The sequence below is a fragment of the Longimicrobiaceae bacterium genome (genome assembly GCA_035936415.1).
GTDB lineage: Bacteria > Gemmatimonadota > Gemmatimonadetes > Longimicrobiales > Longimicrobiaceae > JAFAYN01.
Genome location: DASYWD010000015.1, coordinates 1 through 25,157 on the forward strand (window position 1 = coordinate 1; position 25,157 = coordinate 25,157).

General features: G+C 72.1%; 25 protein-coding genes. 5 read left to right on the plus strand and 20 right to left on the minus strand.

The annotated features are described in order from the left end of the window. Together VGR37_00505 and VGR37_00510 are read left to right on the plus strand one after the other, a co-directional pair. Window positions 1-609, plus strand: a 609-nt coding sequence (locus tag VGR37_00505) for a carboxypeptidase-like regulatory domain-containing protein (protein HEV2145874.1), incomplete at its 5' end; no start/stop codon positions are given. A gap of 273 nt (window positions 610-882) precedes the next feature. Next, the gene (locus VGR37_00510; protein ID HEV2145875.1) at window positions 883-1,323 is read left to right on the plus strand and encodes a hypothetical protein; all 441 of its coding nucleotides are present in this window, start codon (window positions 883-885) and stop codon (window positions 1,321-1,323) included. Between the two features lie 171 nt (window positions 1,324-1,494). On the opposite strand, the gene VGR37_00515 is transcribed toward VGR37_00510, so the two are convergent. Both VGR37_00515 and VGR37_00520 read right to left on the minus strand, forming a co-directional pair. Then, window positions 1,495-2,844 (minus strand): sigma-54 dependent transcriptional regulator, encoded by a 1,350-nt coding sequence (locus VGR37_00515; protein ID HEV2145876.1) that lies wholly within the window; start codon window positions 2,842-2,844, stop codon window positions 1,495-1,497. Between the two features lie 58 nt (window positions 2,845-2,902). Continuing rightward, window positions 2,903-3,220: a nucleotide pyrophosphohydrolase gene (locus VGR37_00520; GenBank protein HEV2145877.1), complete on the minus strand. Its 318-nt coding sequence runs from the start codon at window positions 3,218-3,220 to the stop codon at window positions 2,903-2,905. Between the two features lie 162 nt (window positions 3,221-3,382). On the opposite strand from VGR37_00520, the gene purE reads away from it, so the two are divergent. The 3 genes from purE (at window position 3,383) to VGR37_00535 (ending at window position 5,729) form a co-directional block, all read left to right on the plus strand. Then, window positions 3,383-3,883: a 5-(carboxyamino)imidazole ribonucleotide mutase gene (gene purE / locus VGR37_00525; protein HEV2145878.1), complete on the plus strand. Its 501-nt coding sequence runs from the start codon at window positions 3,383-3,385 to the stop codon at window positions 3,881-3,883. Continuing rightward, entirely contained in the window at window positions 3,880-5,037 is a 1,158-nt protein-coding gene (locus VGR37_00530) for a 5-(carboxyamino)imidazole ribonucleotide synthase (protein ID HEV2145879.1), read from the plus strand. Before purE ends, VGR37_00530 begins: the two co-directional genes overlap by 4 nt. 266 nt (window positions 5,038-5,303) lie before the next feature. Next, the gene (locus VGR37_00535) at window positions 5,304-5,729 is read left to right on the plus strand and encodes a hypothetical protein (GenBank protein ID HEV2145880.1); all 426 of its coding nucleotides are present in this window, start codon (window positions 5,304-5,306) and stop codon (window positions 5,727-5,729) included. Window positions 5,730-5,851: 122 nt separating this feature from the next. Here the strand turns inward: VGR37_00535 and hslU are convergent, their stop codons facing one another. The 18 genes from hslU to VGR37_00625 form a co-directional block, all read right to left on the minus strand. Continuing rightward, window positions 5,852-7,372, minus strand: a complete 1,521-nt coding sequence (gene hslU / locus VGR37_00540) for an ATP-dependent protease ATPase subunit HslU (GenBank protein ID HEV2145881.1) — start codon at window positions 7,370-7,372, stop codon at window positions 5,852-5,854. A 51-nt stretch (window positions 7,373-7,423) separates the two neighbouring features. Further along, a complete protein-coding gene (hslV, locus tag VGR37_00545) occupies window positions 7,424-7,969 on the minus strand; it encodes an ATP-dependent protease subunit HslV (protein ID HEV2145882.1) in 546 nt (181 codons plus the stop codon). 26 nt (window positions 7,970-7,995) lie between these two features. Beyond that, window positions 7,996-9,000, minus strand: a complete 1,005-nt coding sequence (locus VGR37_00550; GenBank protein HEV2145883.1) for a tyrosine recombinase XerC — start codon at window positions 8,998-9,000, stop codon at window positions 7,996-7,998. Beyond that, on the minus strand, window positions 8,997-10,349 hold the full coding sequence (gene trmFO, locus VGR37_00555) for a methylenetetrahydrofolate--tRNA-(uracil(54)-C(5))-methyltransferase (FADH(2)-oxidizing) TrmFO (GenBank protein ID HEV2145884.1): 1,353 nt from the start codon (window positions 10,347-10,349) through the stop codon (window positions 8,997-8,999). The genes VGR37_00550 and trmFO overlap by 4 nt, the downstream gene beginning before the upstream one ends. A 26-nt stretch (window positions 10,350-10,375) precedes the next feature. Further along, window positions 10,376-13,066 (minus strand): type I DNA topoisomerase, encoded by a 2,691-nt coding sequence (gene topA, locus VGR37_00560; protein ID HEV2145885.1) that lies wholly within the window; start codon window positions 13,064-13,066, stop codon window positions 10,376-10,378. Window positions 13,067-13,097: 31 nt separating this feature from the next. Beyond that, a complete protein-coding gene (locus tag VGR37_00565; protein HEV2145886.1) occupies window positions 13,098-13,649 on the minus strand; it encodes a shikimate kinase in 552 nt (183 codons plus the stop codon). Beyond that, entirely contained in the window at window positions 13,636-14,838 is a 1,203-nt protein-coding gene (aroC, locus tag VGR37_00570; GenBank protein ID HEV2145887.1) for a chorismate synthase, read from the minus strand. The genes VGR37_00565 and aroC overlap by 14 nt, the downstream gene beginning before the upstream one ends. Window positions 14,839-14,911: 73 nt before the next feature. Continuing rightward, on the minus strand, window positions 14,912-16,696 hold the full coding sequence (locus tag VGR37_00575; protein ID HEV2145888.1) for a hypothetical protein: 1,785 nt from the start codon (window positions 16,694-16,696) through the stop codon (window positions 14,912-14,914). An 11-nt stretch (window positions 16,697-16,707) separates the two neighbouring features. Then, window positions 16,708-18,462, minus strand: a complete 1,755-nt coding sequence (locus tag VGR37_00580; protein HEV2145889.1) for an AMIN domain-containing protein — start codon at window positions 18,460-18,462, stop codon at window positions 16,708-16,710. Further along, window positions 18,459-18,983 (minus strand): hypothetical protein, encoded by a 525-nt coding sequence (locus tag VGR37_00585; protein HEV2145890.1) that lies wholly within the window; start codon window positions 18,981-18,983, stop codon window positions 18,459-18,461. The genes VGR37_00580 and VGR37_00585 overlap by 4 nt, the downstream gene beginning before the upstream one ends. Continuing rightward, window positions 18,964-19,566, minus strand: a complete 603-nt coding sequence (gene pilO / locus VGR37_00590) for a type 4a pilus biogenesis protein PilO (protein HEV2145891.1) — start codon at window positions 19,564-19,566, stop codon at window positions 18,964-18,966. Before pilO ends, VGR37_00585 begins: the two co-directional genes overlap by 20 nt. 4 nt (window positions 19,567-19,570) lie before the next feature. Further along, window positions 19,571-20,275, minus strand: coding sequence for a PilN domain-containing protein (locus VGR37_00595; GenBank protein HEV2145892.1), 705 nt, complete (start codon window positions 20,273-20,275; stop codon window positions 19,571-19,573). 16 nt (window positions 20,276-20,291) lie between these two features. Beyond that, window positions 20,292-21,341, minus strand: coding sequence for a type IV pilus assembly protein PilM (pilM, locus tag VGR37_00600; GenBank protein ID HEV2145893.1), 1,050 nt, complete (start codon window positions 21,339-21,341; stop codon window positions 20,292-20,294). A gap of 158 nt (window positions 21,342-21,499) precedes the next feature. Next, on the minus strand, window positions 21,500-22,741 hold the full coding sequence (locus tag VGR37_00605; protein ID HEV2145894.1) for a pilus assembly PilX N-terminal domain-containing protein: 1,242 nt from the start codon (window positions 22,739-22,741) through the stop codon (window positions 21,500-21,502). A gap of 2 nt (window positions 22,742-22,743) precedes the next feature. Next, a complete protein-coding gene (locus VGR37_00610) occupies window positions 22,744-23,565 on the minus strand; it encodes a prepilin-type N-terminal cleavage/methylation domain-containing protein (protein ID HEV2145895.1) in 822 nt (273 codons plus the stop codon). Then, on the minus strand, window positions 23,562-23,963 hold the full coding sequence (locus VGR37_00615) for a prepilin-type N-terminal cleavage/methylation domain-containing protein (GenBank protein HEV2145896.1): 402 nt from the start codon (window positions 23,961-23,963) through the stop codon (window positions 23,562-23,564). The genes VGR37_00610 and VGR37_00615 overlap by 4 nt, the downstream gene beginning before the upstream one ends. Next, complete coding sequence (locus VGR37_00620; GenBank protein HEV2145897.1) at window positions 23,953-24,432, minus strand: GspH/FimT family protein; 480 nt, start codon at window positions 24,430-24,432, stop codon at window positions 23,953-23,955. Before VGR37_00620 ends, VGR37_00615 begins: the two co-directional genes overlap by 11 nt. Window positions 24,433-24,572: 140 nt before the next feature. After that, window positions 24,573-25,061 carry a GspH/FimT family pseudopilin gene (locus VGR37_00625; protein ID HEV2145898.1) on the minus strand — a complete coding sequence of 163 codons (489 nt, stop codon included), beginning with the start codon at window positions 25,059-25,061 and terminating at the stop codon, window positions 24,573-24,575. Window positions 25,062-25,157 lie beyond the last annotated feature (96 nt).

Genomic DNA, 25,157 nt, shown 5'->3' on the forward strand with positions numbered 1-25,157 from the left:
CCGCTCCCCTACGGCGGCATGGGGCTGGCGGGGGTGGCCGGCACCGTGTTCGAAGACCTGGACGGCGACGGCGCGCGGGGCCCGGACGAGCCCGCGGTGGCCGGCGTGTGGGTGGGGGTGGGCGGGCTCCGCACCCGGACCGACGATACGGGGCGGTACGACACCTGGTCGGTCCTCCCCTACGAGGTGGTCCCGGTGCGGGTGGACACCACCACGCTCCCCGACCCCTCCTGGGTCCCCGCCACGCCCGCCGTGCTCCTGCGGCCGTCCCCGCACCTCTACACCCGGGTGGACTTCCCGCTGCTCCGCACCCGCGAGTTGGCGGGACTCCTCGTCGCCGGGGACGGGGTCCCCACGGCCGGCGGGGTCACGGTGGAGATCACCGCCCTCTCGACCGGCGCGGTGCAGCGCGTCCCCACCTTCAGCGACGGCGAGTACTACCTGGGGCGGCTCCGCCCGGGGGAGTACGAGGTCCGGGTCGCCGCGTCCTCGCTCGCCGTCCTCGGCGCCCGCGCCGAGCCCGAGGCGGTCCGCTTCACCATCCCCGCCTCCGGCGACGAGGTGCTCGTCGAAGCGCCCCCGATCCTGCTCGTGAAGCCGGAGAGCTGAGCCGGCGAGGCCGTCCGGACTCCACGACGTCGAAGCGGCACCGGTGCACATGCCCCGGTGCCGCTGTCCGTTTTCTGGCCACCTCCCGTAAATCCTTACCACATACACACCTGGCGGATCTTCCGCCGGCCGCCGTACGGATCGTGGACACCGGGGGACCAGAGCCTTGCGGCGTAACTCGTTGCCGCGGCGCAGGTTGGCTCTCCAGGAAGAGCGGCCCGCCGCTCGCGTTGGGAGGGGATTCACGCGATTCCCCTTCCGACGGAGGCTTCCATGCTGCGCAGCACGCTCACGGCCATCGGCATCCTCCTCGCGGCGGCGGGCGGCCTGGAGGCGCAGACCGGGGAGGTCGGGGTGTCGCTCACCATCCTGGAGCCGGTCGCCTTCTCGGCGGCGCCGCGGGCCTCCGCCGTACGGCACCGGCCCGGCGAGTTCGTTGAGGTGGCGATGCCGCTGGAGCTGGCGGGGAGCGGGAGCAGGATCGTCGCGGTGGCCGCCACGGCGGGCGCCACCGACACCCCCGGCTTCCAGGTCCGCGGCGCCGACGGAGCCTTCCAGCCGCTCACCGGCGGGCGGGGCGTGTCGCTCGGTACGAGCGGCAAGGTCGGGCCGGCCCGGTCCGCGGAGGCAACCTACCGCCTGGAGCTGAAGGGGCAGCCCGCCCCCGCGGAGCTCCGGCTCACCGTGACCTACCTCGTCGCGCCGGACGCCTGATCCCGGATCCAGGTAGTCGGGAGAGGTGATCGGGAGGCGGGGGGAGGCTCAGCAGGCGGTGCGTCTGTGTGAGCCCTCGCCGCAATCACGTCTCGCCGAGATGGCCGGGCGAGTTTCGCACCGCCGGAGGAGCCTCCCCCCGCCGACCACTCGCGACACACCCGAAGCGGATCAGGACCGCTCCTCCAGCAGTCCGTGGCGCTTGCGCCGCTGCCAGAGCACCTTGCGCGACACCCCCAGCCGCGCCGCCGCCTCCTGCACGTTCCCCCCGAGCTCCCGCAGCGTCGCCTCGATGTAGAGCCGCTCCACCTCGTCCAGCGTGAGCCCCTTGGGGACCGGCAGCACCGACGACGCCGGCGCCCCAACCGAGCCGACGAAGGTGCTCACCCGCAGCATCGAGTCGCGCGAGAAGATCATCGACCGCTCCACCAGGTTCCGCAGCTCCCGCGCGTTCCCCGGCCAGTGGTACCCCTGGAGGCGCTCCAGGTCCTCCGGGTCCAGCTCCGGGACCGGCTTCCCGAAGTACCCCGCCGCGCGCACCACGAAGTGGTGGGCCAGCGCCGGGATGTCCGTGCGGACGTCGCGCAGGGGGGGGAGGACGTGCGACACCACGTTTAGGCGGTAGTACAGGTCGCGCCGGAACCGCCCGGCCGCCACCTCGGCCGAGAGGTCCACGTTGCTGGTGGCAACGATCCGAAGGTTGGACGACATCTCGCGCGTGGAGCCCAGCCGCCGGAAGCTCCGCGCCTCCAGGAACCCCAGGAGCTTCCCCTGCACCTCGGGCGGCATCTTCGCCACGTCGTCCAGGAGGAGCGTGCCGCTGTCGGCCACCTCCAGCAGCCCCTTCCGGGTCTGCCGCGCGTCGGGGAAGGCGCCCTTCTCGTAGCCGAACAGCTCCGCCTCCAGCACCTGCGCCGGGAGCGAGGCGCAGTTGATCTCCGCGAAGCGCGAGCGGAGCCCGTGCCCCGCGTCGTGGATGGCGCGCGCCACCAGGCTCTTCCCCGCCCCGGACTCCCCCAGGAGCAGGGCCGACACGTGGGGGACGGACGCGACGTTGCGGACGAACTTGCGCACCTCCTCCACGAGCGGGTGCGACCCGACGATCCGGTTGGGGTCGGCGTCCCCCTCCGCCGCCGGGCGGAGGTCGCGCGCGGGGGTCTCCTCCAGGCTCCGGACGATGCGCGTCACCAGCCCCGCCGCGTCGATCGGCTTGGTGACGAAGTCGGTGGCCCCGGCCGCCAGGGAGCGCTCCGCGTCCCCCACCTCCGAGCGCGCCGTGGCGATGATGACCGGGATCCCGCGGTACGTCTGCCGGACGCGGCGGGTCAGCTCCACCCCGTCCATCCCCGGCATCACCAGGTCGCAGACGATCCCGTCCGGCGGATCGGTCTCCACCGCCTCCAGCGCCTCCTCCGCCGAGGTGAAGCCCCGGGTGCTGAAGCGCCGGAAGCGCTCCAGCTGGGCGGTGAGCAGCGCGAGCTGGATCGGGTCATCGTCGACGATGTAGACGACTGGCTGCATGGCGCGTGCGGCGAGGAGTGGCGGGGAGCCCTGGGGAAGGCGCGGCCGGCGGCGAGGGTCAGTCCCTGCGCTCCCAGCGGTCGGCGTCGCGGACGCGGTACTTGGTCATGGTGCGGTCCAGCGCGTCCTGAAGGTCCACGCCCATCTGGTTGGCGAGCACCACCAGGACGAAGAGGACGTCGGCCAGCTCCAGGGCGACGTCCGCCTCCGGCTCGTCGGGCTTCTTGGTCTTGGGCCCGAAGCGGTGGTTCATCTCCCGCGCCAGCTCGCCCACCTCCTCGGTGAGGCGGGCCAGGTTCACCAGCGGGGGGAAGTACCCCTCCTTGAACTGGGAGATGTAGGCGTCGACCCGCGCCTGCGCCTCTCGAAGGTCCATGTGCGGCCGGTTGGGGACGGGGTGTGGGCTCCGGCGGGGAACATAGGCCGGGCCCCGCGGACTGACAAGGCGCGTTGCCGGGCCGCGGGGGCGCGCCTATGTTCACGGCTCGCGGGGGAGCGCCCCGCCGCCGTCCACACTCCGTCCGGAAGGGGAGCGTTCGTGAGCCAGCCGCGCGTCGGGATCATCATGGGGAGCCGCTCGGACCGGGAGACCATGCAGGAGGCCGCACGGGTCCTGGAGGAGCTGGGGATCGCGTACGAGATGGAGGTCGTCTCCGCGCACCGCACCCCCGACCGGATGTTCGCCTACGCGGAGGCCGCGGAGGGGCGCGGGATCGAGGTGATCGTCGCCGGGGCCGGGGGCGCCGCGCACCTCCCCGGGATGACCGCGGCCAAGACGGTCCTCCCCGTGATCGGCGTCCCCGTCCTCTCCTCCGCGCTGAACGGGCTGGACTCGCTCCTTTCCATCGTGCAGATGCCGAAGGGCGTCCCCGTGGCGACGGTGGCGATCGGCAGGGCCGGCGCGGCCAACGCCGGACTGCTGGCGGCCCGCATCCTGGGTAGTTGCGACCCGGAGATCCGCCAGCGCCTGCACGCCTACCGCGAGCGCATGGCCGAGGACGCGCTGCGCCCCGAGCCCCCGGCGGGGGAGGCGAAGTGAAGCGTAGCCCCGTCCTCCCCGGCGCGACGATCGGCATCGTCGGCGGGGGGCAGCTCGGCCGGATGCTCGCGCTGGAGGCGCGCCGCATGGGGTACCGCACCCTTGTGCTCGACCCGGGTGCGGACGCGCCGGCCGCGCAGGTGTGCGACGGCCACCTCCAGGCGCCGCTCGACGACCCGGCGGCCATCCGCGAGCTGGCGCGCCGCTCCGACGTGGTCACGCTGGAGTGGGAGAACGCCGACGTGGAAGCGCTCCGCGCCCTCCCCGACGACGTCCGCCTCCACCCCGGCCCGCACGTGCTGGAGACCGCGCAGCACCGCGTCCGCGAAAAGGACGCCGCCCGCCGCCTGGGCCTCCCCACGGCGGAGTACCGCGCCGTCGACACCCTGGAGGGGCTCCGCGCCGCCCTGGCGGAGATCGGCACCCCCGCCGTGCTCAAGACGGCGCGCTGGGGGTACGACGGGAAGGGGCAGGCCGTGATCCGCGCCCCCGGCGAGGCCGACGCCGCCTTCGCGGCGCTGATGCGCCCGGGGATGGAGCTGATCCTGGAGGCGTTCGTCCCGTTCCGGATGGAGGTGTCGGTCGTCTGCGCCCGGACCGAGGCGGGGGAGGTGGCCTCCTTCCCCGTGGGCGAGAACGTGCACGAGCGGGGGATCCTGGACACCACCGTGGTCCCCGCGCGCATCCCGGACGCGGTCGCGGGGGAGGCGCGGCGCATCGCCGAGGCCATGGCCGAGGGGATGGGCGTGGTGGGGGTGCTCGGGGTGGAGATGTTCCTGGAGGAGGACGGCACGCTGCGGATCAACGAGGTGGCGCCGCGTCCCCACAACTCCGGGCACTACACCTGGGAGGCGTGCGCCGTCTCGCAGTTCGAGCAGCAGCTCCGCGCGGTGTGCGGCCTCCCCCTGGGCGCCACGGAGCTGCTCCGCCCCGCCGCGATGGCGAACCTCCTGGGCGACCACGTCGGCGCCGGAGTCGGCCGACCGGAGACGGTGGAGCTGCTCCGCGACCCGGCCGTCGCGCTGCACCTGTACGGCAAGGCGGAGGGGCGCCCCGGCCGGAAGATGGGGCATCTCACCGTCCTCGCCGACACCCCGGAGGAAGCGCTGGAGCGCGCCCTGGACGCGCGGCGCCGCTTCACGGGAGGAGGGTAGCCGGCGCGCGAACGAGAGCCTTGCGCTCCCCGCGGAATCAGACGAATATACGATCGAGGTGCCCACGCGACGGGACGGCACCTGTCGCTCCTTCCAGACAATCCCACCCGGCGCGGGGTGCTCCGCCTCCGTGCATTCCGCCCGGCCCATCCGCAAAGCTCAGGCGCCCGGCGGGCGTTTCCGGGAAACACCCGTCTCCCTGCCGGGTAGCAACATTGGCCCAGCGCTTGCTAATCATGGCAGGCGTCCCGATCAATGGAGGCCCCGTGATCCTGTACTGCAACTTCGAGGAGCTCAGAGCACTCGCCTTCGGCGCCGAGATGGTGCTGTCGGAGCCGGACGCGGCGTCGGGAGCCGCGGTCGCCGCGCCGGCGGAGGCGGTCGCGCTCATCGAGCAGCTCCTCCCGCGACTGACCGGCGACCTGAGCGTCACCTCGCTCGCCGAGCAGCAGCAGGTCCGGAAAGCCGTTTCCGTGATCTGCGACGAGCTGCGGGCCAAGATGGACGAGCGCATCGTGGACCTGAGCCCCGGCCACGAGGACGCCGTCAACACCTACTTCGACTACGCCCACTCGCGCATCGTCCTGGACCGCCTGGACCGCATGGGGTCCGAGATGTCCGCGATCGTGGAGCTGATCACCGGCGCCGCTCCCACGGAGCAGGCCGCGCAGTCGGTGACGTTCCCGGACTGAGACACGAACAGGGAGCAGACTGCAACGACACTGCGAAGTGCGACACGACGCCCCCGCCGGGAGATCCCGGCGGGGGCGTCGTCTTTGGGTCCGGAGGCCCCCCTCCGGTAAGGGGTTACCGCCTAGAGAATGTACTTCCGCAGGTCCTCGTCCTCCACGATGGCCTTGAGCCGGGAGCGCACCGTCCCGGCGTCGATCACGATCTGCTTCTCGGCGGCGTCCGGGAGGTCGAAGAGGATGTCCTCCAGCAGCGTGGTGAGCACGGTGTGCAGCCGCCGGGCGCCGATGTTCTCCATCCGGTCGTTGACCGTGGCCGCGGTCCGGGCGATGGCCTCCACGCCGTCGTCGGTGAACTCCAGCGAGGCCCCGTCCGCCGCGACCAGGGCCCCGTACTGGGTGAGGAGGGCGTTCTTCGGCTCGCGGAGGATGCGGACGAAGTCGCGCTCGGTGAGGTTGTTCAGCTCCACCCGGATGGGGAAGCGCCCCTGCAGCTCCGGGATCAGGTCCGAGGGCTTGGAGACGTGGAAGGCCCCGGCCGCGATGAAGAGCATGTGGTCGGTGCGGACCATCCCGTACTTGGTCTGCACGGTGGACCCCTCCACGATGGGGAGGAGGTCGCGCTGCACCCCCTCGCGCGACACGTCCGGCCCCGCGACGCCGCTCCGGTCCCCGGCGATCTTGTCGATCTCGTCCAGGAAGACGATCCCCATCTGCTCCGAGCGCTCCAGCGCCTCGTCCACCACCTCGTCCATGTTGACCAGCTTGTCCAGCTCGTCCTGGAGGAGGATGCGGCGCGCCTCCGCCACCGTGACCTGGCGCCGCTTGGTGCGCTTGGGGAGGAACTCCTGCAGCATCTCGGAGAAGTTGTCCATCCCCTCCCCGCCCCCGCCCAGCGGCACCATCATGTTCTCCATCGGGAAGCTCTGCTGGACCTCCACCTCCACCTCGCGGTCCTCCAGCTTCTCGTCGCGCAGGAGCTGCCGGAACTTCTCGCGCGTCCGCTCGCGCCGCTCCTTCATCTCCCGGTCCTCACCCTCCGCGGCCGGGGACGCCTTCGCCTCCTCCGCCGCGCGGCGGTCCTCCACCTGCCCCGCGGGAGAGACCACGAAGGCCCGGAAGCGCTCCTCCAGCGTCGCCGCGGGGGAGGAGCCCGGCTTCCCGCCGTCGCCCACGGGCGGGAGGAGGAGGTCGAGGATCCGCTCCTCCACCCGCTGCTCCGCGACCTCCTGCACCTCGTCCTCGCGCTCGGTGCGGACCATGTTGATCGCCATGTCCACCAGGTCGCGGATCATGGACTCCACGTCGCGCCCCACGTAGCCCACCTCGGTGAACTTGGAGGCCTCCACCTTCACGAAGGGGGCCCCCGCGAGGCGGGCCAGCCGCCGCGCGATCTCCGTCTTCCCCACCCCGGTGGGGCCGATCATGACGATGTTGTTGGGGACGATCTCGTCCCGCAGGTCCTCGCCCACGCGCTGGCGGCGCCAGCGGTTGCGCAGGGCGATGGCGACCGACTTCTTGGCGGCCTCCTGCCCCACGATGTACTTGTCCAGCTCCGCGACGATCTGCCGCGGGGTCATCTCGTCCAGCCAGAGCTGCTCCTGCTGCGTCTCCGGCGCGGTGTCCTGCTTCGCTTCTTCGCTCATCTCCGTCGGTCCTCTGCGCGGATCCCGGGGCCATCGCCGCGGGAGCGCCGGTCAGTCCTCCAGCTCGAGGACGGTGATGTTCCGGTTGGTGTAGATGCAGATGTCCCCCGCGATCTCCAGGCCGCGCCGCACGACCTCCGCGGCCGGGAGCGGGGAGTGCTCCTTGAGCGCCCGCGCCGCCGCCAGGGCGAACGAGCCCCCGGAGCCGATGGCGACGATGTCGTCGTCGGGCGCGATCACGTCCCCGTTCCCGGAGAGGAGGAACATGTTCTCCCGGTCGCCGACGGCCAGGAGCGCCTCCAGCCGCCGCAGGTAGCGGTCGGAGCGCCAGTCCTTTGCCAGCTCCACCGCCGCCCGGGAGAGGTTCCCGGGGTAGCGCTCCAGCTTCTCCTCGAACTTCTCGAAGAGGGTGAAGGCGTCCGCCACCGACCCCGCGAACCCCGCCAGGACCTTCCCGTCGCGGAGCTTGCGGACCTTCTGGGCGGACCCCTTCATCACGGTGTCGCCCATGGTGACCTGGCCGTCGCCGCCCAGCGCGAGCCGGCCGTCGCGGCGGACGGCGAGGATGGTCGTGGCGTGGAAAGTGGGTATCGACATTCGCGTCGTCGTTCTCTCTCGTAGGACTAGGCCCGCGGGTGCGCCTGCCGGTACACGGCCTTCAGCCGCTCCCGCGAGGTGTGCGTGTAGATCTGCGTCGTGCTCAGGCTCGCGTGACCCAGCAGCTCCTTGACGGCCACCAGGTCCGCGCCGGCGTCCACCAGGTGCGTGGCGAAGGTGTGCCGCAGCGAGTGCGTGGACAGGCCGGAGTCCTCGGACACGCCGTCAAGGAGGTTGGTCACGATCATCTGGATGCGGCGCACGGACAGGCGCCTCCCCGTCTGGCTCACGAACACGGCGCGCGGGTCGGCGCCCGGGGTGTCCTGCGTCCGCTCCTCGCGGGCGGCCAGGTAGCGGCGCGCCGCGGCGATCGCCATCCGCCCCAGGGGGACGATCCGCTCCTTCCTCCCCTTCCCCATCACCCGCACCCGCTCCGACACCAGGTCCAGGTCGCCCAGGTTCAGCCCCTGCAGCTCGGAGAGGCGCATCCCGGTGCCGTAGAACAGCTCCACGATCGCCAGGTCGCGCAGGGGGAGGAGGCCGCCGGAGTCGGCGCGGGCCTCGGCGTAGGCGATCACCGTCTCCATCTGCTCCGGCGTCAGGAAGCCCGGGAGCGTGCGGTCCCGCTTGGGCGAGCGCACGGCGCGCGCGGGGTTCGCTTCCAGGGCTCCCTCCACGTGCAGGAAGCGGAAGAACGAGCGCACGGCGGAGATCTTCCGGGCCACGGAGCGCTTGGCGAGTCCGCGGCGCGACACGCAGTCGCCCATGAAGGAGCGGATGGTCAGCCGGTCGATCCCGCCCCAGGTCCAGTCCGGCGTGCCGTAGTACGCCGTCAGGAAGGCCTCGAACTCGCGCAGGTCGCCCGTGTAGGCGCGCAGCGTCCGCGGGGAAAGCTGCCGCTCGCTCTCCACGTAGCGCAGGAAAGCGGCGACCGCCTCGTCCCTCGGGCGGGGCGCGGCGGTCTCCTCGGTCCGAGCGTCCTCCCGGGCGGGGGCGGGGGGCGCCTTCTTCCTCCTGTGCCGCTCCGTCACCGCGCCGCCCCGGCCGGGACCTCGATCCCGCTGCGCTCCATCCAGGCGGCGAAGTCGGCCTGCGCGCGCTCGGCGAGCATCGCGCGCTTGCGGGCCTTGTCCTTCACCTGCTCCTCCAGCGGGTCCAGCAGGCCGAAGTTGGAGTTCATCGGCGCGAAGTGCCTGGGGTCCGAGTCGCGCAGGTAGCGCAGCAGCCCGCCCATCATGGTGGTGGGCGGCGGGACGGCCGGCTCCAGCCCGCGGACGATGCGGTCCAGGTTGACGGCCGCCAGGATCCCCGTGGCGGTGGACTCGGTGTACCCCTCCACGCCCGTGATCTGCCCGGCGAAGACCAGCTCCGGGCGGTCGCGCAGCGAGCCGTGGGCGGAGAGGCGCGCGGGGAAGTTCAGGTACGTGTTCCGGTGGATGGAGCCCCAGCGCAGGAACTCCGCCTCCTCCAGCCCCGGGATCATCCGGAAGATCCGCTTCTGCTCGGGGATGCGGAGCCGCGTCTGGAAGCCCACCATGTTCCACAGGTTCCCGGCCCGGTCCTCCCGGCGGAGCTGCACCACGGCCCAGGCGCGCTTCCCGTCCCACTGCGGCACCGGGAGGCCCACCGGCTTCATGGGGCCGAAGCGGAGGGTGTCCGTGCCGCGGTGCGCCATGACCTCGATGGGGAGGCACCCCTCGAAGTAGGGGACGTTCTCCCAGTCGTGGCCCGCGTGCTCCTCGCCACCCCGGAGCGCCTCGATGAACGCCTCGTACTGCTCCTTGGTCATGGGGCAGTTGAGGTAGTCGCCCTCCTCCGCCTCGCCCTTCCCCCAGCGCGAGGCGCTGAACACCACGTCGCGGTCGATGGAGTCGGCGGAGATCACGGGGGCGATGGCGTCGAAGAACGCCAGCCCCTCGTCGCCCAGCGCGGCACGGATGGACTCCGAGAGCGCGTCGGAGGTGAGCGGGCCGGTGGCGACGATGGCCGGCCCCTCCGGGAGCTCGCGGACCTCGTCGCGGACCACGGCGATGCGCGGGTGGCCCTGGACGGCGGCGGTCATCCGCTCCGCGAACTCGCGCCGGTCCACGGTGAGGGCGGTCCCGCCGGGGATGCGCGACTCGCGGGCGCACGCCAGCAGGAGCGAGCCGCCCGCGCCGAGGGCGTCCATCTCCAGCTTCAGGAGGCCGTGCGCGTTCTGCGGGTCCTCCGACTTGAAGGTGTTGGAGCAGACGATCTCCCCCAGCAGCTCCGTCTGGTGCGCGGGGGTGCCGCGCACCGGCCGCATCTCGTGCAGCGTCACCTCGTGCCCGCGCTCCGCGAGCTGGTACGCCGCCTCCGAGCCCGAGAGCCCGCCTCCGACCACCGTTACCTTCGCCATCCGCGCTCCTCCCTCTGGACTGCTCGCTACGACTTCCTGGGCCGGCGGGTCGTCTTCTTCGCCGGCGTCTTCTTCGCGGCGGACTTCGCCACCGCCGACTTCTTCGTGGTGGACTTCCGGGCGGTCTTCTTCGCCGGCCCGGAGGCGCCCTTGGCGGCCCGGCCGCCCTTCTTCCCCGCGGCGGCGGCGCGCTCCCGGAGCAGCTCCACGGCCTGCTCCATCAGCACCTCGTCCACCTCTACACCCTTGGGGAGCGATGCGTTCGTGGACCCGTGCTTCACGTAGGGCCCGTAGCGGCCCTCCATGATGACCACGGGCGCGCCGTCCTCCGGGTGCGGCCCCAGCTCCCGCAGCGGGGCGGCGGCGGTGCGCCTGCCGGCCTTGGGCTGCGCCAGGATCTCCAGCGCGCGCTCCAGGCCGATGGTGTACACGTCCTCGCCCTTGGGGATGGAGCGGAAGTCGCCCTCGTGAACCACGTACGGCCCGAACCGCCCCACGTTGGCCTGCACCGGCTTCCCGCTCTCCGGGTGGGTGCCCAGGTCACGCGGGAGGGCGAGGAGACGCACGGCCAGCTCCAGCGTCGCCTGCTCCGGGCTCATCCCCTTGGGGAGCGAGGCGCGCTTGGGCTTGGGGTTCTCGTCCGTGGCCTCGCCCAGCTGCACGTACGGGCCGAAGCGCCCGTTCATCACGAAGATGGGCTCGCCGCTCTCCGGGTGGCGCCCCAGGCTCTCGGGTCCCTCGGTCTTGGCGCGGACCAGCGACTCCACCTGCGCGCCGGAGAGGTCGGCGGGGGCGACGCCGTCCGGGATGCTGGCGGTGACGGCCGCGTCGCCGTCGCCCACCTCCACGAAGGGCCCGAACCTGCCGATCCGCACGCGCGCCGGGAGGTCCTGCAGGTGCACCGTGGAGGCCTCCCGCGGGTCGATGCGCTCCGCCCCCTCGCGCACCTTCTCCTCCAGCCCCTCGGGGCCGCTGAAGAACTCGCGGAGGTAGGGGAGCCACTCCGCCTCGCCCTCTGCGATCTCGTCGAGCTGCTCCTCCATCCGGGCGGTGAAGCGGGTGTCCACCAGCGTGGGAAAGTTCCGCTCCAGCAGCTCCGTGACCGCGAAGGCGGTGAAGGTGGGGATGAGCTGGTTCTCCTTCCGCTCCGCGTACCCCCGGTCCACGATGGTGCCGATGATGCTGGCGTAGGTGCTGGGGCGGCCGATCCCCTCCGCCTCCAGCGTCTTCACCAGCGTGGCCTCGGTGTAGCGGGCGGGGGGCTGCGTCTCGTGCCCCAGCGCCTCCAGCTCGCGCAGCCGCAGCGCGTCGCCCTCGCGGAGCGCCGGGAGCGGCTCCTCCCGGTCCTCCAGCGCCGCGTCCGGGTCGTCCGACCCCTCCACGTACGCCCGGAAGAAGCCCGGGAACTCGATGCGGCGGCCGGAGGCGCGGAAGGTGGCGTCGTCGGCCTGGATCTGCACCGTGAGGTAGGTGAGGCGAGCGTCCGCCATCTGGCTGGCGACGGTGCGCTTCCAGATCAGGTCGTACAGGCGCGCCTCCTGGCCGGTGAGCCGCAGCTCTTCGACCGTCCTCATCTCCGTCCCGGCGGGGCGGATGGCCTCGTGGGCCTCCTGGGCGCCCTTGCTCTTGGTCGTGAACTGCCGCGGCTGGGGGCTCAGGTACGCCTCGCCGTAGCTGGAGCGGATCCGGCCGCGCGCGGCCTTGATGGCCTGCTCGGAGAGGTGCACCGAGTCGGTCCGCATGTAGGTGATGTACCCTTCCTCGTACAGCCGCTGCGCGATCCGCATGGTGTCGCGCGAGGAAAGGCGGAGCTTCCGGTTCGCCTCCTGCTGCAGCGTGGAGGTGGTGAAGGGCGCGGAGGGGCGCCGGACGGTCGGCTTCTCCTCCGTGTCGATCACCTGCCAGGGCACGTCCAGGAGGCGCTCGCGCAGCGCGCGGGCCTCCGCCTCGCCCAGGAGGACCACGTCGCGGTCGGCGCGCAGCTTCCCGGTGCTCTCGTCGAAGTCCTTCCCCGTGGCCAGGCGCTTGCCGCGGAGCGCCACCATCGTCGCCCCGAAGGCGACCGCCTCCTTCTGCAGCGTCGCCTTCAGGTCCCAGTACGTCCCGGAGCGGAAGGCGCGCCGCTCCCGCTCGCGCTGCACCAGGAGCCGCACGGCCACGGACTGCACGCGCCCCGCGGAGAGCCCCCCGGCGATCTTCTTCCAGAGGAGCGGCGAGAGGGTGTAGCCCACCAGCCGGTCCAGGATGCGCCGCGTCTCCTGCGCCCGCACCACGTCCTCGTCGATCTGCCGGGGGGAGCGTATCGCGTCGCGGATCGCCTCCGGGGTGATCTCGTGGAAGACGATGCGGGAGATGGGGACGCGCGGGCTGAGCACCTGCACCAGGTGCCAGCCGATGCTCTCCCCCTCGCGGTCCTCGTCGGTGGCGACCACCAGCTCGTCCACCCCCCGGAGGAGCGACCTGAGCTCGGCGACCACCTTCTTCTTGGAGGCGGGGACCACGTAGAGCGGCTCGAAGTCGTGCTCCACGTCCACCCCAAGCCGCGCCCAGTCCTTCCCCTTCAGCGAAGGGGGGATCTCGCTCGCGGACTCCGGGAGGTCGCGCACGTGCCCCATGGAGGCGGCGACCTGGTACCCGGGCGGGAGGAAGCTCCGGATCGTCTTCGCCTTGGTGGGGGACTCCACCACCACCAGCCGTTTCTTCTGCGTGGATGCCATTCGCTCGGTTCGTCGCGATGATGCGTCCGCGTCACCCGCCGGGGGCGGCGCCGCGCGCTCGGATCTCGTTCTCGATCAGGGAGGCGGCCGACGCCGCGTCGAGCGCGTCGGTGGACACGGCGAGCGCGGCGAGCCGGTAGAGCGGCTCCCGCTCGGCCAGGAGGCGCCGGACCGCGGCGAGCGGGTCCGGGACGTCCAGCAGGGGGCGCGCCGCGCGGTCCGGCCCGGCGCGCGAGAGCACCGTCTCGGGGGACACCTGCAGCCACACGGAGAGCGTGCCGGGGCCCAGCAGCTCCAGGAGCGCCGGGTTGGTGATCCACCCCCCGCCCGGGGAGAGCACCACGCCGCTCCGCCCCGCCACCTCCGCCGTCACCGCCGCTTCCAGGCCGCGGAAGTACGCCTCCCCGGACTCCCGGAAGATCCGCGGGACCGTCCGCCCCTCCCGCGCCTCGATCTCGCGGTCCAGGTCCAGCGCCTCCCAGCCCAGCCGCCGCGCCAGCTCCGCGGCCACCGTGCTCTTCCCGGAGCACATGAAGCCCACCAGCACGACCCGCCGGACCGCTCCCCCCTCAGACCGCGACACCCCGCTCCCGGATCCGGTCCAGGTACCCGCGAGCGTTGCGGAGCAGCTCGCCCAGGCTGTCGCCTCCGAACTTCTCCAGCACCGCGCCGGCCAGCACGATCGCCACCATCGCCTCCGCCACCACCCCGGCCGCGGGGACCGCGCAAACGTCGGACCGCTCGCGCACGGCGTCGCCCGGCTCGCCGGTGCGCAGGTCCACCGTGCGAAGGGGGCGCATCAGCGTGGAGATGGGCTTCATGGCGGCCCGCACCACCAGCGGGGCGCCCGTGGTGATCCCCCCCTCCAGCCCCCCGGCGTGGTTGCCGGTACGGCCGTAGCCGCCCCCGCCGTCCAGGGCCGGGTCGCGGACGATCTCGTCGTGCACGCGGGAGCCGGGGCGCATGGCGGCCTCGAAGCCGAGCCCCACCTCCACCCCCTTGATCGCCTGGATGGACATCAGCGCGGCGGCGAGCCGTCCGTCCAGCTTGCGGTCCCAGGAGACGTGCGAGCCCAGCCCCACGGGGACGCCCCGCGCAACCACCTCCACCACTCCGCCCAGGGTGTCGCCCTCGCGCTTCGCGGCGTCGATCGCGTCGATCATCCGTCCCTCCGCCTCCGGGTCCAGGCAGCGGACCGGGGAGGGGTCGGAGGCGGCGTTCAGGTCGTCCGGGAGCGCCTCCGGAGGCTCCGCGAGGATCCCCCCGAGCGCCACCACGTGGCTCCCCACGGCGATTCCCACCTCCTCGAGGAGGCGCCTCGCCACCGCGCCCGCGGCCACCCGCACGGTGGTCTCGCGGGCGGAGGCACGCTCCAGCACGTCGCGGGCGTCGGCGCGGTCGTACTTGAGGATCCCCACCAGGTCCGCGTGCCCCGGGCGCGGGAGGTGGACGCGCCGCATCGCCTCCTCGTCGGCGGGCGCCTCCGGGGGGGCGGCGGACATGGCGACGGTCCAGTTGGCCCAGTCGCGGTTGCGCACCAGGAGCGCGAGCGGCGAGCCGAGCGTCTCCCCGTGGCGCACGCCGGAAAGGATCTCGGCCCGGTCGGACTCGATCCGCATGCGCCCGCCGCGGCCGTACCCGCCCTGGCGGCGCTGCAGCTCGCGGTCGACGTGCTCCGCCTCCAGGCGCAGCCCCGCCGGGACCCCCTCGACGACGGCGACCAGCGCCGGGCCGTGCGACTCCCCCGCCGTCGTGAAACGAAACAAGCTCATGCCGACAATAAAACACCGGGGGCCCGGCACGCGCCAGGCCCCCGGCGGGAGGCGAACGGGAAGCGGAGGGCCGCTACTGCAGGTCGGCCGCGCCCAGGTCCACGCGGAGCAGCCCGTCCGCGGTGATCCCGTACACCCGGAGCACCTGGCCGCTCCCCGCGGGCGCCGGGGCCACCACCACCGGCCCGGTGATCAGGTCGCGCAGGAACACCCGGGTCCGGCGGAAGAAGTTGAAGGTGTCCAGCACGTCCAGGTACGGAGAGCCGTTCTCGTCCCGCCCGGGCACGAAGGCGAGGCGCGAGGCCGCCGGGGTGGACGGGTACGCCTGGTGGCCGGGGTGCAACGCCAGGCCGCCGAACGGCGCACCCGTCGTGGTGACGCCCAGGAGGCGCAGGGCGGGGTCGAAGAAGTAGGCCTGCCGGCCGCGCGCGGCGCCCAGCGTGCCGTCGCGGTTCAGGCCCAGCCCGATGACGCGCTCCGCCGCGTTGTTCACCAGGTCGCGGGTGTCGCCGCTCCGCACCAGGAGCCCGTCGCCGGCCTCCCGGAAGAGGATGATGCGGCCGGGGTTCACCGCGCCCTCGCCGAAGGCCACGGAGCGGTGGTCGCCGCTCACGCTGACGAAGGTGGTGTCCCGGAGCCCGATGTCGTCCAGGTTCAGGTGGTACTCGAACCGGGTCTCGGACCCCAGCCGCAGGAGCTCGGCCCGGACCTCGTCGACGAAGCCGGTGAGCCGGACGCCCTCCCGGGTGACCAGGGCCAGGCGGTTCGGCTTGCCCTCGATCAGCCCGGCGTCCAGGGCGTTCACGATGACCATCTTGCTGGTCTGGTCGCGCCGCGCGTAGTCCACGAACATCTCCACCACGCCGTTGGTCCGCCGCCGGCGGAGGGTCCCCACGGGCGCGGTCCCGGTCGGAACGGTGGAGTAGAGCAGCTCGCCACCCACCGTCTGCGCGATGAACTGCGGCCGGTCGCTGTAGTCGAAGACGGTCACCTTGGAGGGAACCTGCGCGGCGATCTTCCGCCGCCGCCCGTCCTCGTCGACCACGTCCACCGAGTCGCTGGTGAAGGGAACGTCGAAGAGGTGGATGTTGGGCGTCTGGATCCGCCGGCTCTCGTCCTCCGCCAGGGCGCCGGCGGCCAGGTTGACCACCGAGATGTTCGTCCCGCCGCTGTTGGCCACGTAGAGCGTGGCGCTGTCCGGGCTCAGCGCCAGGCCCCAGGGCTGCGATCCCACGCGGAAGCTGGACCGGGCGCCGGAGCGGAGGTCCAGCACCTCCACCCGGTTCCGGGTGAAGTTGGAAAGGAAGAGCCGCTCCCCGTCGCTCACCATGTCCACGATCCGGTCGCGCGGGAACTCCAGCGGGATCCGCTGCCCCCGGATGATCGCGGTGGTGATGGCGACGGTGTCGGCGCGGGTGTTCCCCGCCAGGTCGGTGATCCGCGCCACGACGAACACGCGGGCCGCTTCCGCGGGCCCGGTGGGGACAAGGAGCGCCCGTACCGTGTCCGCGCGCACCGTGTCCTTCGTGGACCCCATGGTGATGCTCCGGCGGGCGAAGCGCTCCACGTTCCCCCCGGCGGCCACCGAGAAGCCGCTCAGCTCCAGCCCGGCCAGGCCGTTCGCGTCCGCCACCGCCACGCGGACCGTGAGCGAGTCTCCCGCGGCGATGAGCGCGTCCTCTAGCGGGGCGAGGATGGCGACCGTGGGCGGAAGGGTGTCCTTCCCTGCCCCGCCGCCGGTGCCCGGGTTCGTCCGCCCGCCGGTCCCGGGGGCGAACAGGTTGTCGCCGCCGCATGCCGCCAGGAGCAGCAGGGCGAAGGCCGCCAGGAAGGGGGCGGCCCGCCGACGGCTGGCCATGAGCGTCTGCACTAGGACTCCTCGACGATGTGGGGGGTGACCATGATGAGCAGGTCGCGCTTCTGCTCCTGCTTGCGCGAGGTGCGGAACAGGGCGCCCACGAACGGGATGTCCATGAGGAACGGGATCCCGGCGCGGGTGCTGGTGACCTCGGTGACGGTGAGGCCGCCGATCACGGCGGTCTCGCCGTCGCGCACCATCAGCCGGGTGTCGCCCTGCTGCGTCTGGAAGGAGACGCCGATGTCGCCCGCTGCGGCCACGGCCGCGGAGCGCTCCGCGTGGAGCTGCATCAGGACGCGCCGGTCCGCGGTGATCGTGGGGGTGACCCGGAGACGGATCCCGGTCTCCACCAGCTCCGCGGTGGCGCGCGGCAGCCCCGCCCCGCCCCCTCCGCCCCCACCTCCGCCGGCCACGTCCACCACGCGGATCGGCGTACGCTCGCCCACCCAGATCTCCGCCTCCTGGTTGTCGAGGGTGGTGATCAGCGGGGCGGCCTGCACGTCCGAGAGCTGCGCCGTCTGGAGCGCGTCCAGGAAGGAGATCAGGGTGTAGCGGCCCAGCACCAGCGAGATGACGGTCTCCAGCGACGCCCCCACGACGCGCGTGTTGGCGTTGCCGAGCGCGGCGATCGAGTTGCCGCCCAGCAGGACCAGGTCGCTCCGGGTCAGGTCGCCGGTGAGCTCGCCGGTGACGAGGTCGCGCTCCGGCACGCCCACCAGCCGGTTGAGCGAGTTGCCGCGGGAGTCCTTGAGGTCGTACGTGACGCCCAGCTCCTCCACGTTGGAGCGGTTCACGAAGATGATCTTGGTCTGGATCGCCACCTGCGGGGTGCGGATGTCGAGCTGCGGGATGAGCGACTCGATGTTGCTCACCGCCCCCGCGACGTCCGTGACGATCAGCGTGTTGGTCGTGGGGTTCGTCGCCACGGCGCCGCGCGCGGTCTTCAGCGATTCCAGCGTCCTGGCGAGCTCCGCCACCGGGACGTAGTTCACCCGGAACGTGCGGGTCACCAGCGGCTCCTGCTCGCGGCGCTGGGCCAGCGCCTCGATCTTGTCCACGCGGATGATCCCGCTCGGAAGCTCCTCGTGCGCCAGCCCGTTGGCGCGGAGGATGGTCTCCAGCGCCACGTCCCACGGCTGGTTGTTGATCTCCGCGGTGACGCGGATCCCCTCCACCCCCGTGCCCGCCACGATGGAGCGGTTCGCGAACTCGGCGATGCTCGCCAGCACGTCGCGGATGTCGGCCTCGTAGAAGCTGACCGTCATCCGGCGCTGCTGCCGCGCCTGGGGCTGCTGCGCGGGGGCGGCCGGATGGCGGCGGGGCTCCTCGCGGCGCGCCGCCCGCGGCGCCCCGGAACCGCTGCTCCAGGGCTCGAAGCCACTCGCGGACGAGGCGAAGGAGATGCGGATCCCCTCAGGGACCCGCGCCACCGTGTACTGCGACGGGCGCGCCAGGTCCACGACGACCCGCACCACGTCCGACTCGTACTGGCTGGTGCGCAGCCCGGTCACGCCGCCGCGGTCGATCCCCTGGTACCGCTCGCTGGGGAGCGCGCTCCGGGCGCCCGCGATGTCCAGCACCACCCGCGGGGGGCCGGAAAGCGGGAAGTCGGTCCAGCGGACGTCGCCGCCCGCCACTTCGATGATCAGCTCCGCCCGCCCCTCGCGGGGCTCCAGGCGCAGCGTGGTCACGTCCCCGTTGCCGGCCGGCGGGGACGCCGCCACGAGCAGGGGTACGAGGGCCAGGAGTGCCAGCAAGCGCTTCATTTTCCTCTCCCGTTCTGTGCCGCGTTCTGGACCGGCGAGCCCGCGGGCACCGCCGGAATCGCTCCCTGCGCCTGCTGCTGGGGCCCGGTTGCCTCCTGCACCGGATCGGGACGCCGCAGCTGCAGCGTCTCACGCCGGATCACTCCGAACTCGTTCACCACCACGTCCACGCGCCGCGGGTGGATGGCCGCGACGGTGATCCCCCCCACGCGCTCGCCGACGCGGAGCCGGAACCGCTTCTTGCTGAGCGCGTCCGTGAGCACCGCCACGGAGACCTGGCTATTGGGGCTGTAGATGACCCCGGTGAGCCGCATGTCCTCCACGCGGTACCCCAGCTCCTCCGGGGTGAGGAGGGAGCGGAAGGGGTCGGGGCGCGCCCCGCGCGGGTACTGGAAGACTTCGCGGCGGTAGACCAGCGACGGGTCGTCGCCCTTGCTCTGCGCGGACGCCGGCCAGGCGAGCGGGGCCAGCCCGGCCGCCAGCAGGGCCAGGCGGAGGGCCCTATTCGGATTGCTCCACATGCGCTGCATTCTCGGTGGGGGAGATTACGTAGGTCTCGATGGAGAAGCGGGCCTCCACCTTGGGCGCCTGGTCCGGCGACTCGGTGGGGCGCGCGACGAGGCTCAGGTCCAGCGGGGTCACGATCCGTGGAAGCGACGCGACGCGCGTCAGGAAGTCGCCCACGGAGTGGTAGGCCCCCAGGACCGCCACGTCGTAGACACGGCGGGTGTAGTAGGCCTCTTCCGTGGCGCCGGTCGGCTGGATCAGGGTGACCTCCACCCCGGTGCGCTGCGCCTCGGCGGAGATGGCGTCCAGCAGGTCGGGGAGCTCCTCGGAGGAGGGGATCAGCGCCTCCACCGCCTGGAGCTGGTCGCGGTAGAGCGCCAGCTTCCGCTCCACCTCGGCGGTACCCGAGGTCTGCGCCACGGCGCGGGCCGCCCGGTTCTGAGTCTCCAGCCCCGCCAGCCGGGTCTCGAGCCCGGAGAGCTCCTCCCGCTTGGGAGAGTACAGGTAGCTGTGGAAGAGGTACGCCAGGCCCAGGACCAGAATGGTCCCGAGGAGAAGCTGCTGCCGCTTCTGCGGATCGATTGCCGGGAGCGCCATGTTGCTATCGGAGGGAGATGACGGGGACGGTCTCGACGAACGAGGAGTCGGGGACCTCGTACCGGGCCTCGAGCGTGAACTTCTGGTACGTCCGCCCCCCGGTGCTGACCTGCTCGCTCGTCACCAGGGTGACTTCGCGAATGAAGGGGGAGGCCTCCAGGCTCTTCATGAAGCGGGTCAGGGCCTGCGTGGACCCGGTGTTCCCCTCGAGGCTGAAGGCGGGCCCGACGGGCGCCTGCGGCTTCTTCGCCGCCGCCGAGTCCGCGGCGGTGACGGGCGCGGGGGGCGGCGGGGCATCGAGGGCCACCACCTTGGTGAGCCAGGTGTAGGGCGGCACCGCCCGGCTGATCTCGTCCAGGATGTGCGGCCAGATGTAGCGCCGGCTGTCGACGCCGCGGATCACCTCGATCTTGCTCTCGATGGTGTCCTGGCGCGACTCCATGGCCTCCACGAGCTGGATGGTGGAGGCGAAGCGGACGGAGTCCTGCCGCGCCTCTTCGATGCGCGTCTCGACCTCGGCCCGGCCGGTGTCCACCCGCCAGTACATGAAGCCCATCCCCACCAGGAGGAGCACGGCCAGGGAGCCCAAGCCGAGCATGTAGGGGTCTCCCGAGAACTTCGGGAGCGCGGGGGCGCTGCGGGACGCGCCCGGCCGGCCGGCGGCGCGGCGCTTTTTCTCCCCGGCGGGGAGGAGGTTGATCTCGATCAAGGGATTGCTTCCTGAATCAGGCGGCGGACCGGAGGGCCAGGCCGACGGGGAGCATCAGCATGGGGGCGAGCTCGTCCACCGGGAAGAGGGAGGTCACACCCGGCTTGACGCGGAGCCGCTGGAGGGGGTTTGCGACCTCGGTGCGGACGCGGAGTCGCGCGCCGATGGTCTCGGCGAGCCCGGGGATCCGGGCACCGCCGCCGCAGAGATAGATCCGTCCGAGCCCCTGTCCGCCGGAGTCGCCGATGGAGAGGAACGCGGCGGCGCGCTCGATCCCGTTGGCGAGCTCGTCGGAGCCCTCCTCGAGGAGCGCCCGGAACTCCCCCGCGCGGGGCGAGCGCCCCTGCAGCACGGCTTCGGCGTCCTCGGCAGTGAGGCCGTGGAGACGGCGCAGCTCCTCGCGCAGCCGGCGCGAGCCGAAGGGAACGTCCCGGGTGAGCACCGGCGCGCCGCCCTGGAGCACGTTCACCGTGGAGATCTCGTGTCCCACGTTGACCAGGGCGAGCGTGCCTTCCCGCGAGTCGGGGTAGTTGTACTCGAAGGCGTTGTGCAGCGCGAAGGCGTCCACGTCCACCACCGTGGCGGTGATCCCCGCGTCGCGCAGCAGCGAGACGCGCTGGTCCACCAGCTCGCGCTTGGCGGCCACCAGCAGGACGCTCATCTGCAGGCCGTCCTCCAGCGGGTCGAGGATCTGGAAGTCGAGCTGCACGTTCTCCATGTCGAAGGGGACGTACTGCTCGGCCTCCCAGCGGATCACCTCCCGCGCGTCGGCCTCCTTCATCCGGTCCATCTGGATCTTCTTGACCATCACGTCGCGGCCTCCGACGGAGACCACCACGTTCTTCGCCTTCACGCCGGAGGTCTCGAAGATGGAGCGCAGCGTCTCGGCGACGAGCTGCGGGTCCATGATCTCGCCCTCGACGATCGCGTCGGCGATCAGCGGGGTGTGCGAGACGTGCACCAGCTCCGGCGCGGCGCCCGAGTGGTCGACCACCGCCACCTTGATGAAGCCGCTGCCGATGTCCAGGCCGACGGTGCTTTTGCCGCGGCGGAGAAGAGATACCATGGGAGAGAAAACCAGCGTTGATGATGCGTGGGCTGGGCCGCCCGCGGACCGGAGATGGGCGGCGCCCGGGAGGGGCGCCGCTTCAGTTTGGATGGTGTCCGGAAACGATACGGCCCGCGGAAGCGTACGTCAAGGAGGAAGGCTGCGGTCGTGCGGAATCAGCGCACCAGCTCGAACCAGCCGAAGGTGGCCTGCGGGGCCTGGAAGACGGGTTTCTGGATCTGCCTCTGGTTGAAGGCGTCCTGGGCGGCCTTCACCTGGCAGCGGTTGTAGCTGATCACCGCGTTCCCCATCGTGGCGCTTTCCGCGATGTTGGTCTTCTGGGTCGTGTTCTGGCCGAGCGAGATCAGCGCCCCCTCGATCTTGCTCGTGGTGCTCCCGCCGCCGGTGCCGGTGATCTTGGTGTAGCCCTCGACGAGGACGATCCCGTTGTACTGGAAGTTCCCTTGGATCTCCAGGTTGCCATTGAAGATGATCAGGATCCCCTGCCCGTGGTCGCCCTGCAGGTTGACGGTTCCGCCGTTCGCGTCGACCCCGACGGTGGGATACAGGTTCGTCTGCGGGTCGTTGGTTGGGCAGGTGACGCCCGCAATCCCCGCGGGGCACCCCCAGCGGAGCTTGGGATTGGTCGCGTCCCACTTCGCCCTCGCGTTGTTGGGGAAGAGCTCCGGGTCGAGCCTGGGGCCGAACTTGATGTCGGCCAACTTGGCGAACTCCTCCAGCGTCTTTCCATTCAGGATCCAATCGATGAACGCCTGCCCGCTGAGGCTGCTCTGCTGGACCGACCCGGAGATGTTCCCGCTCCCGCTCGTCGTGACGGTGGTGCCGGCCTCGTGGACGACGGCCGCGGCACCGAGACTATCGGCGCACGCAGAAGAGCGGTCCACCACCTTCGAATTCCCGCCCACCTCCAGGTCCGAGCCGACCGTGGCGCCCGCGTTCACGTTCAGGGCCATGTGCGTATATACGCTGGGGAGCGACACCAGGGCGATCACCCCCCGCCCCGGCCGCCCGTTCACGAGCGGCTCGGCCAGGACGGAGTACCGGTCGGTGGGACCGAACGGCGGGTTCGCGGTGATGTCGCCTGGCAGGCGGCCCAGGCGGGTCACGGTGATGCGCGCCCTCTGGGTGGTTCCCGGGATCTGCCAGTCCAGGTTCCGCACGGAGTCCAGCTCCGCGCCCCGGCTCGCGACGTAGGCCTGCACCGCCCCCTCGGCCGTGTAGAGGGCCCGGGTGGCATCCAGGTTCGCGCTGCTCATGGCCGCCTCGGTGGTGGAGGTCATGAGCGCCGAGGTGACCAGAATGGTGACCGCCACGAGCCCGAACAGCGCCACGGGGAGCGCCATGCCCCTGCGGTCGCCTCGCAGCCGGGCGAACGGTACGTTACGGTTGACGCGCATGGTCAGTTCCGGAGGCGGACGCGGGTGGAGTCGCTGAACTCCAGCGACGGCTTGGACGAGCGGCTGATCGTGGTGACCTTCACCTCGACCTCGGCGATGTTCGCGACGACGATCGGATCCAGCACCGTGCCGCCGGCGTCGAAGTACCGGAGCCGGAAGACGGGGACGCTCTCCACCTCCTTCAGCGGTCCGGCGAGCGGCTGCGCCGGCCCGCCCGCAGTCCTGAGCAGCCACTTCCCCGGCACGTTCGAATTGCCCGTGGCGTATTCGACGATGTCGTACAGGTAGGCGGGCTCGCCGAGCTGGAACGGGATCGTGGTCGGCACGTTCGTGAGCGTACGGACCTGGACCCGACCGGGCTGCGGGTCAATCACCCCGCACTGCGCCGCACCCTGTCCGGCCGCGGGGGTGGCGTCCGTCACGGAGGCGAACCGCCACTGCACGGGCGGGGCGGCCGGGGACTCCCGCAGCGCGAGGCTGTCCGGCAGGTTGGAGCCCTTGAACGGCGTGAGGTCCACGCCGGGGAAGACGACGACCCGCGTCCCACTGACTTCGGGACCGCACACGATCCCCCAGATGCGCGGGGACCGGAACCGGATGGAGCCCGCGGTCGCGGCGACGATCCCGCCCCGGCTGGCGCCGCGCAGCTCGGCCGAGATCAGCTCCAGGGCCGCGCGGCCGTTCTGCTGGACCTCCTCGCGGGCGCTCTGCATTCCCACGAAGCGCTGGTGCCCGTTCACGAACTGGAAGACCACACCCACGAGGAAGCCGCCGATGACCAGCGCCACCGCGAGCTCGACCAGGGTAAAGCCGCGGTTGTTCATGGGATCGCCGGGTCGTAGAACGTGGAAGAGACCACGAAGGAGTCGACGCGGACGGCGCCGCGGACGGGCCGGACGGTCACCGTGACCCGCCGTGTCTTCGCGACCCCGGTGACGGCCTGGACGGTCACGCACACGGTATCTTTCCCCCGCTCCTCCACCGGGCAGGAAGATCCGGTGCCCGCCGGATTGGCCCGGGCCTGGCGCAGCCCCGCCTCCAGGTGGGTGGCGGCCAGGGTGGAGACCCGGCTCTCCTTCTCCGCGCGGACGAGCATCCGTGATGCCCCGATGCCGAGCGCTTCCAGGCCCAGCAGCCCGACCGCGAGGATCATCATCGCGGCGAGCACCTCCACGAGCGTGAAGCCGTCGTCGGAGCGCAGGCGCGCCGAATCACCTGTCACGGTACGTCCTCCCGGTAGCATTGAGATTCAGCGTGTCCGTCATGGTGGCCCCGGCGATGGTGAAGGTGCCGCCGCCGGCCTTCACGATCCCGCGGGTGTCGAACGAGACCTGGGCCGCGGGAGGCGTAAGCCGGACGCCTGCGTAGTCGCGCCCGAGCTGCACCCGCTTCACGGTCCGGAAGTTCGGGGAGGCCGTGCCTGCGGTGTCCACCGTGACGGTGTACTCCGTGCCGGATGCCGCGAACCGGACCGAGGTCGGGCGGCCCCAGCGGACGGCGAGGACGCGGGCGTACGCCAGGTCGGCGCTGAGCTGTCCGACCGCGCCCTGCGTCTTCTGCTTGGCGGCCATGGTGTTCATCCGCGGGGCGGCCACGGAGGCCATGATCATGACCAGGAGCAGCACGACCATGAGCTCGAGGAGGCTGAAGCCGGCGGTGGAGCGGCGGGGGGAGGAAGGTGGTGTGGTCATGCCCCCGTCCTAAGGAAGGAGCGTGCCGCGGAAGACAGTGTTATGCCGCAACGACTTAGCGATCGCGGCCGCCTCGCGGAGCCCCACCTTTCTTCCGGGATGGAAAACTTTTCCCGGTTCGCCCTCCCGGGGTGGCCGCGTCAGAACCTGCGGAGGATCCGCCCCGCGCGCGACACCGTCAGCGAATCGCGGACGTCCCCGCCGCGCCGGGCGACCACGGTGCGGTTCCCCAGGCCGCGCAGCATCCCGCGCGAGTCGAAGCGCATGGAGTCCGACTGGTTCATCTCCAGGCAGAGCCCTCCCCCGCCGAGCGCGACCCGCTTCAGCACCCGGTCGGAGCCGTCCCTCGCCAGGACCAGGTAGTGGTCCGTGCCGTAGCGATTCGCCGCGCCGCCGCACCGCTCCGACCCGGGGAACTGGACGACCACCGCCCGCCCGGAGCGCACGGCGAGGATCCGCGCGTGGTACAGGTCGCCCGTGAAACGGTCGAGCGCGGCGCGGGTGCGCATCCGGGCCAGGGCCCGGTCCATGGCGGGCGCGGCGAGGGAGGTCAGCACCCCCACGATCACGAGCGCGGTGAGCAGCTCCAGGAGCGAGAAGCCGCGGACATCACGGGGGAGGACGGGCATCAGACGGGCGAACTTCGTGGACGCAGTGCACAGCGGGAGGCCGAAGATATTCGCAGAGTCCCGATCACGCAATGGGCTAAAGTACGCGCAGAATCC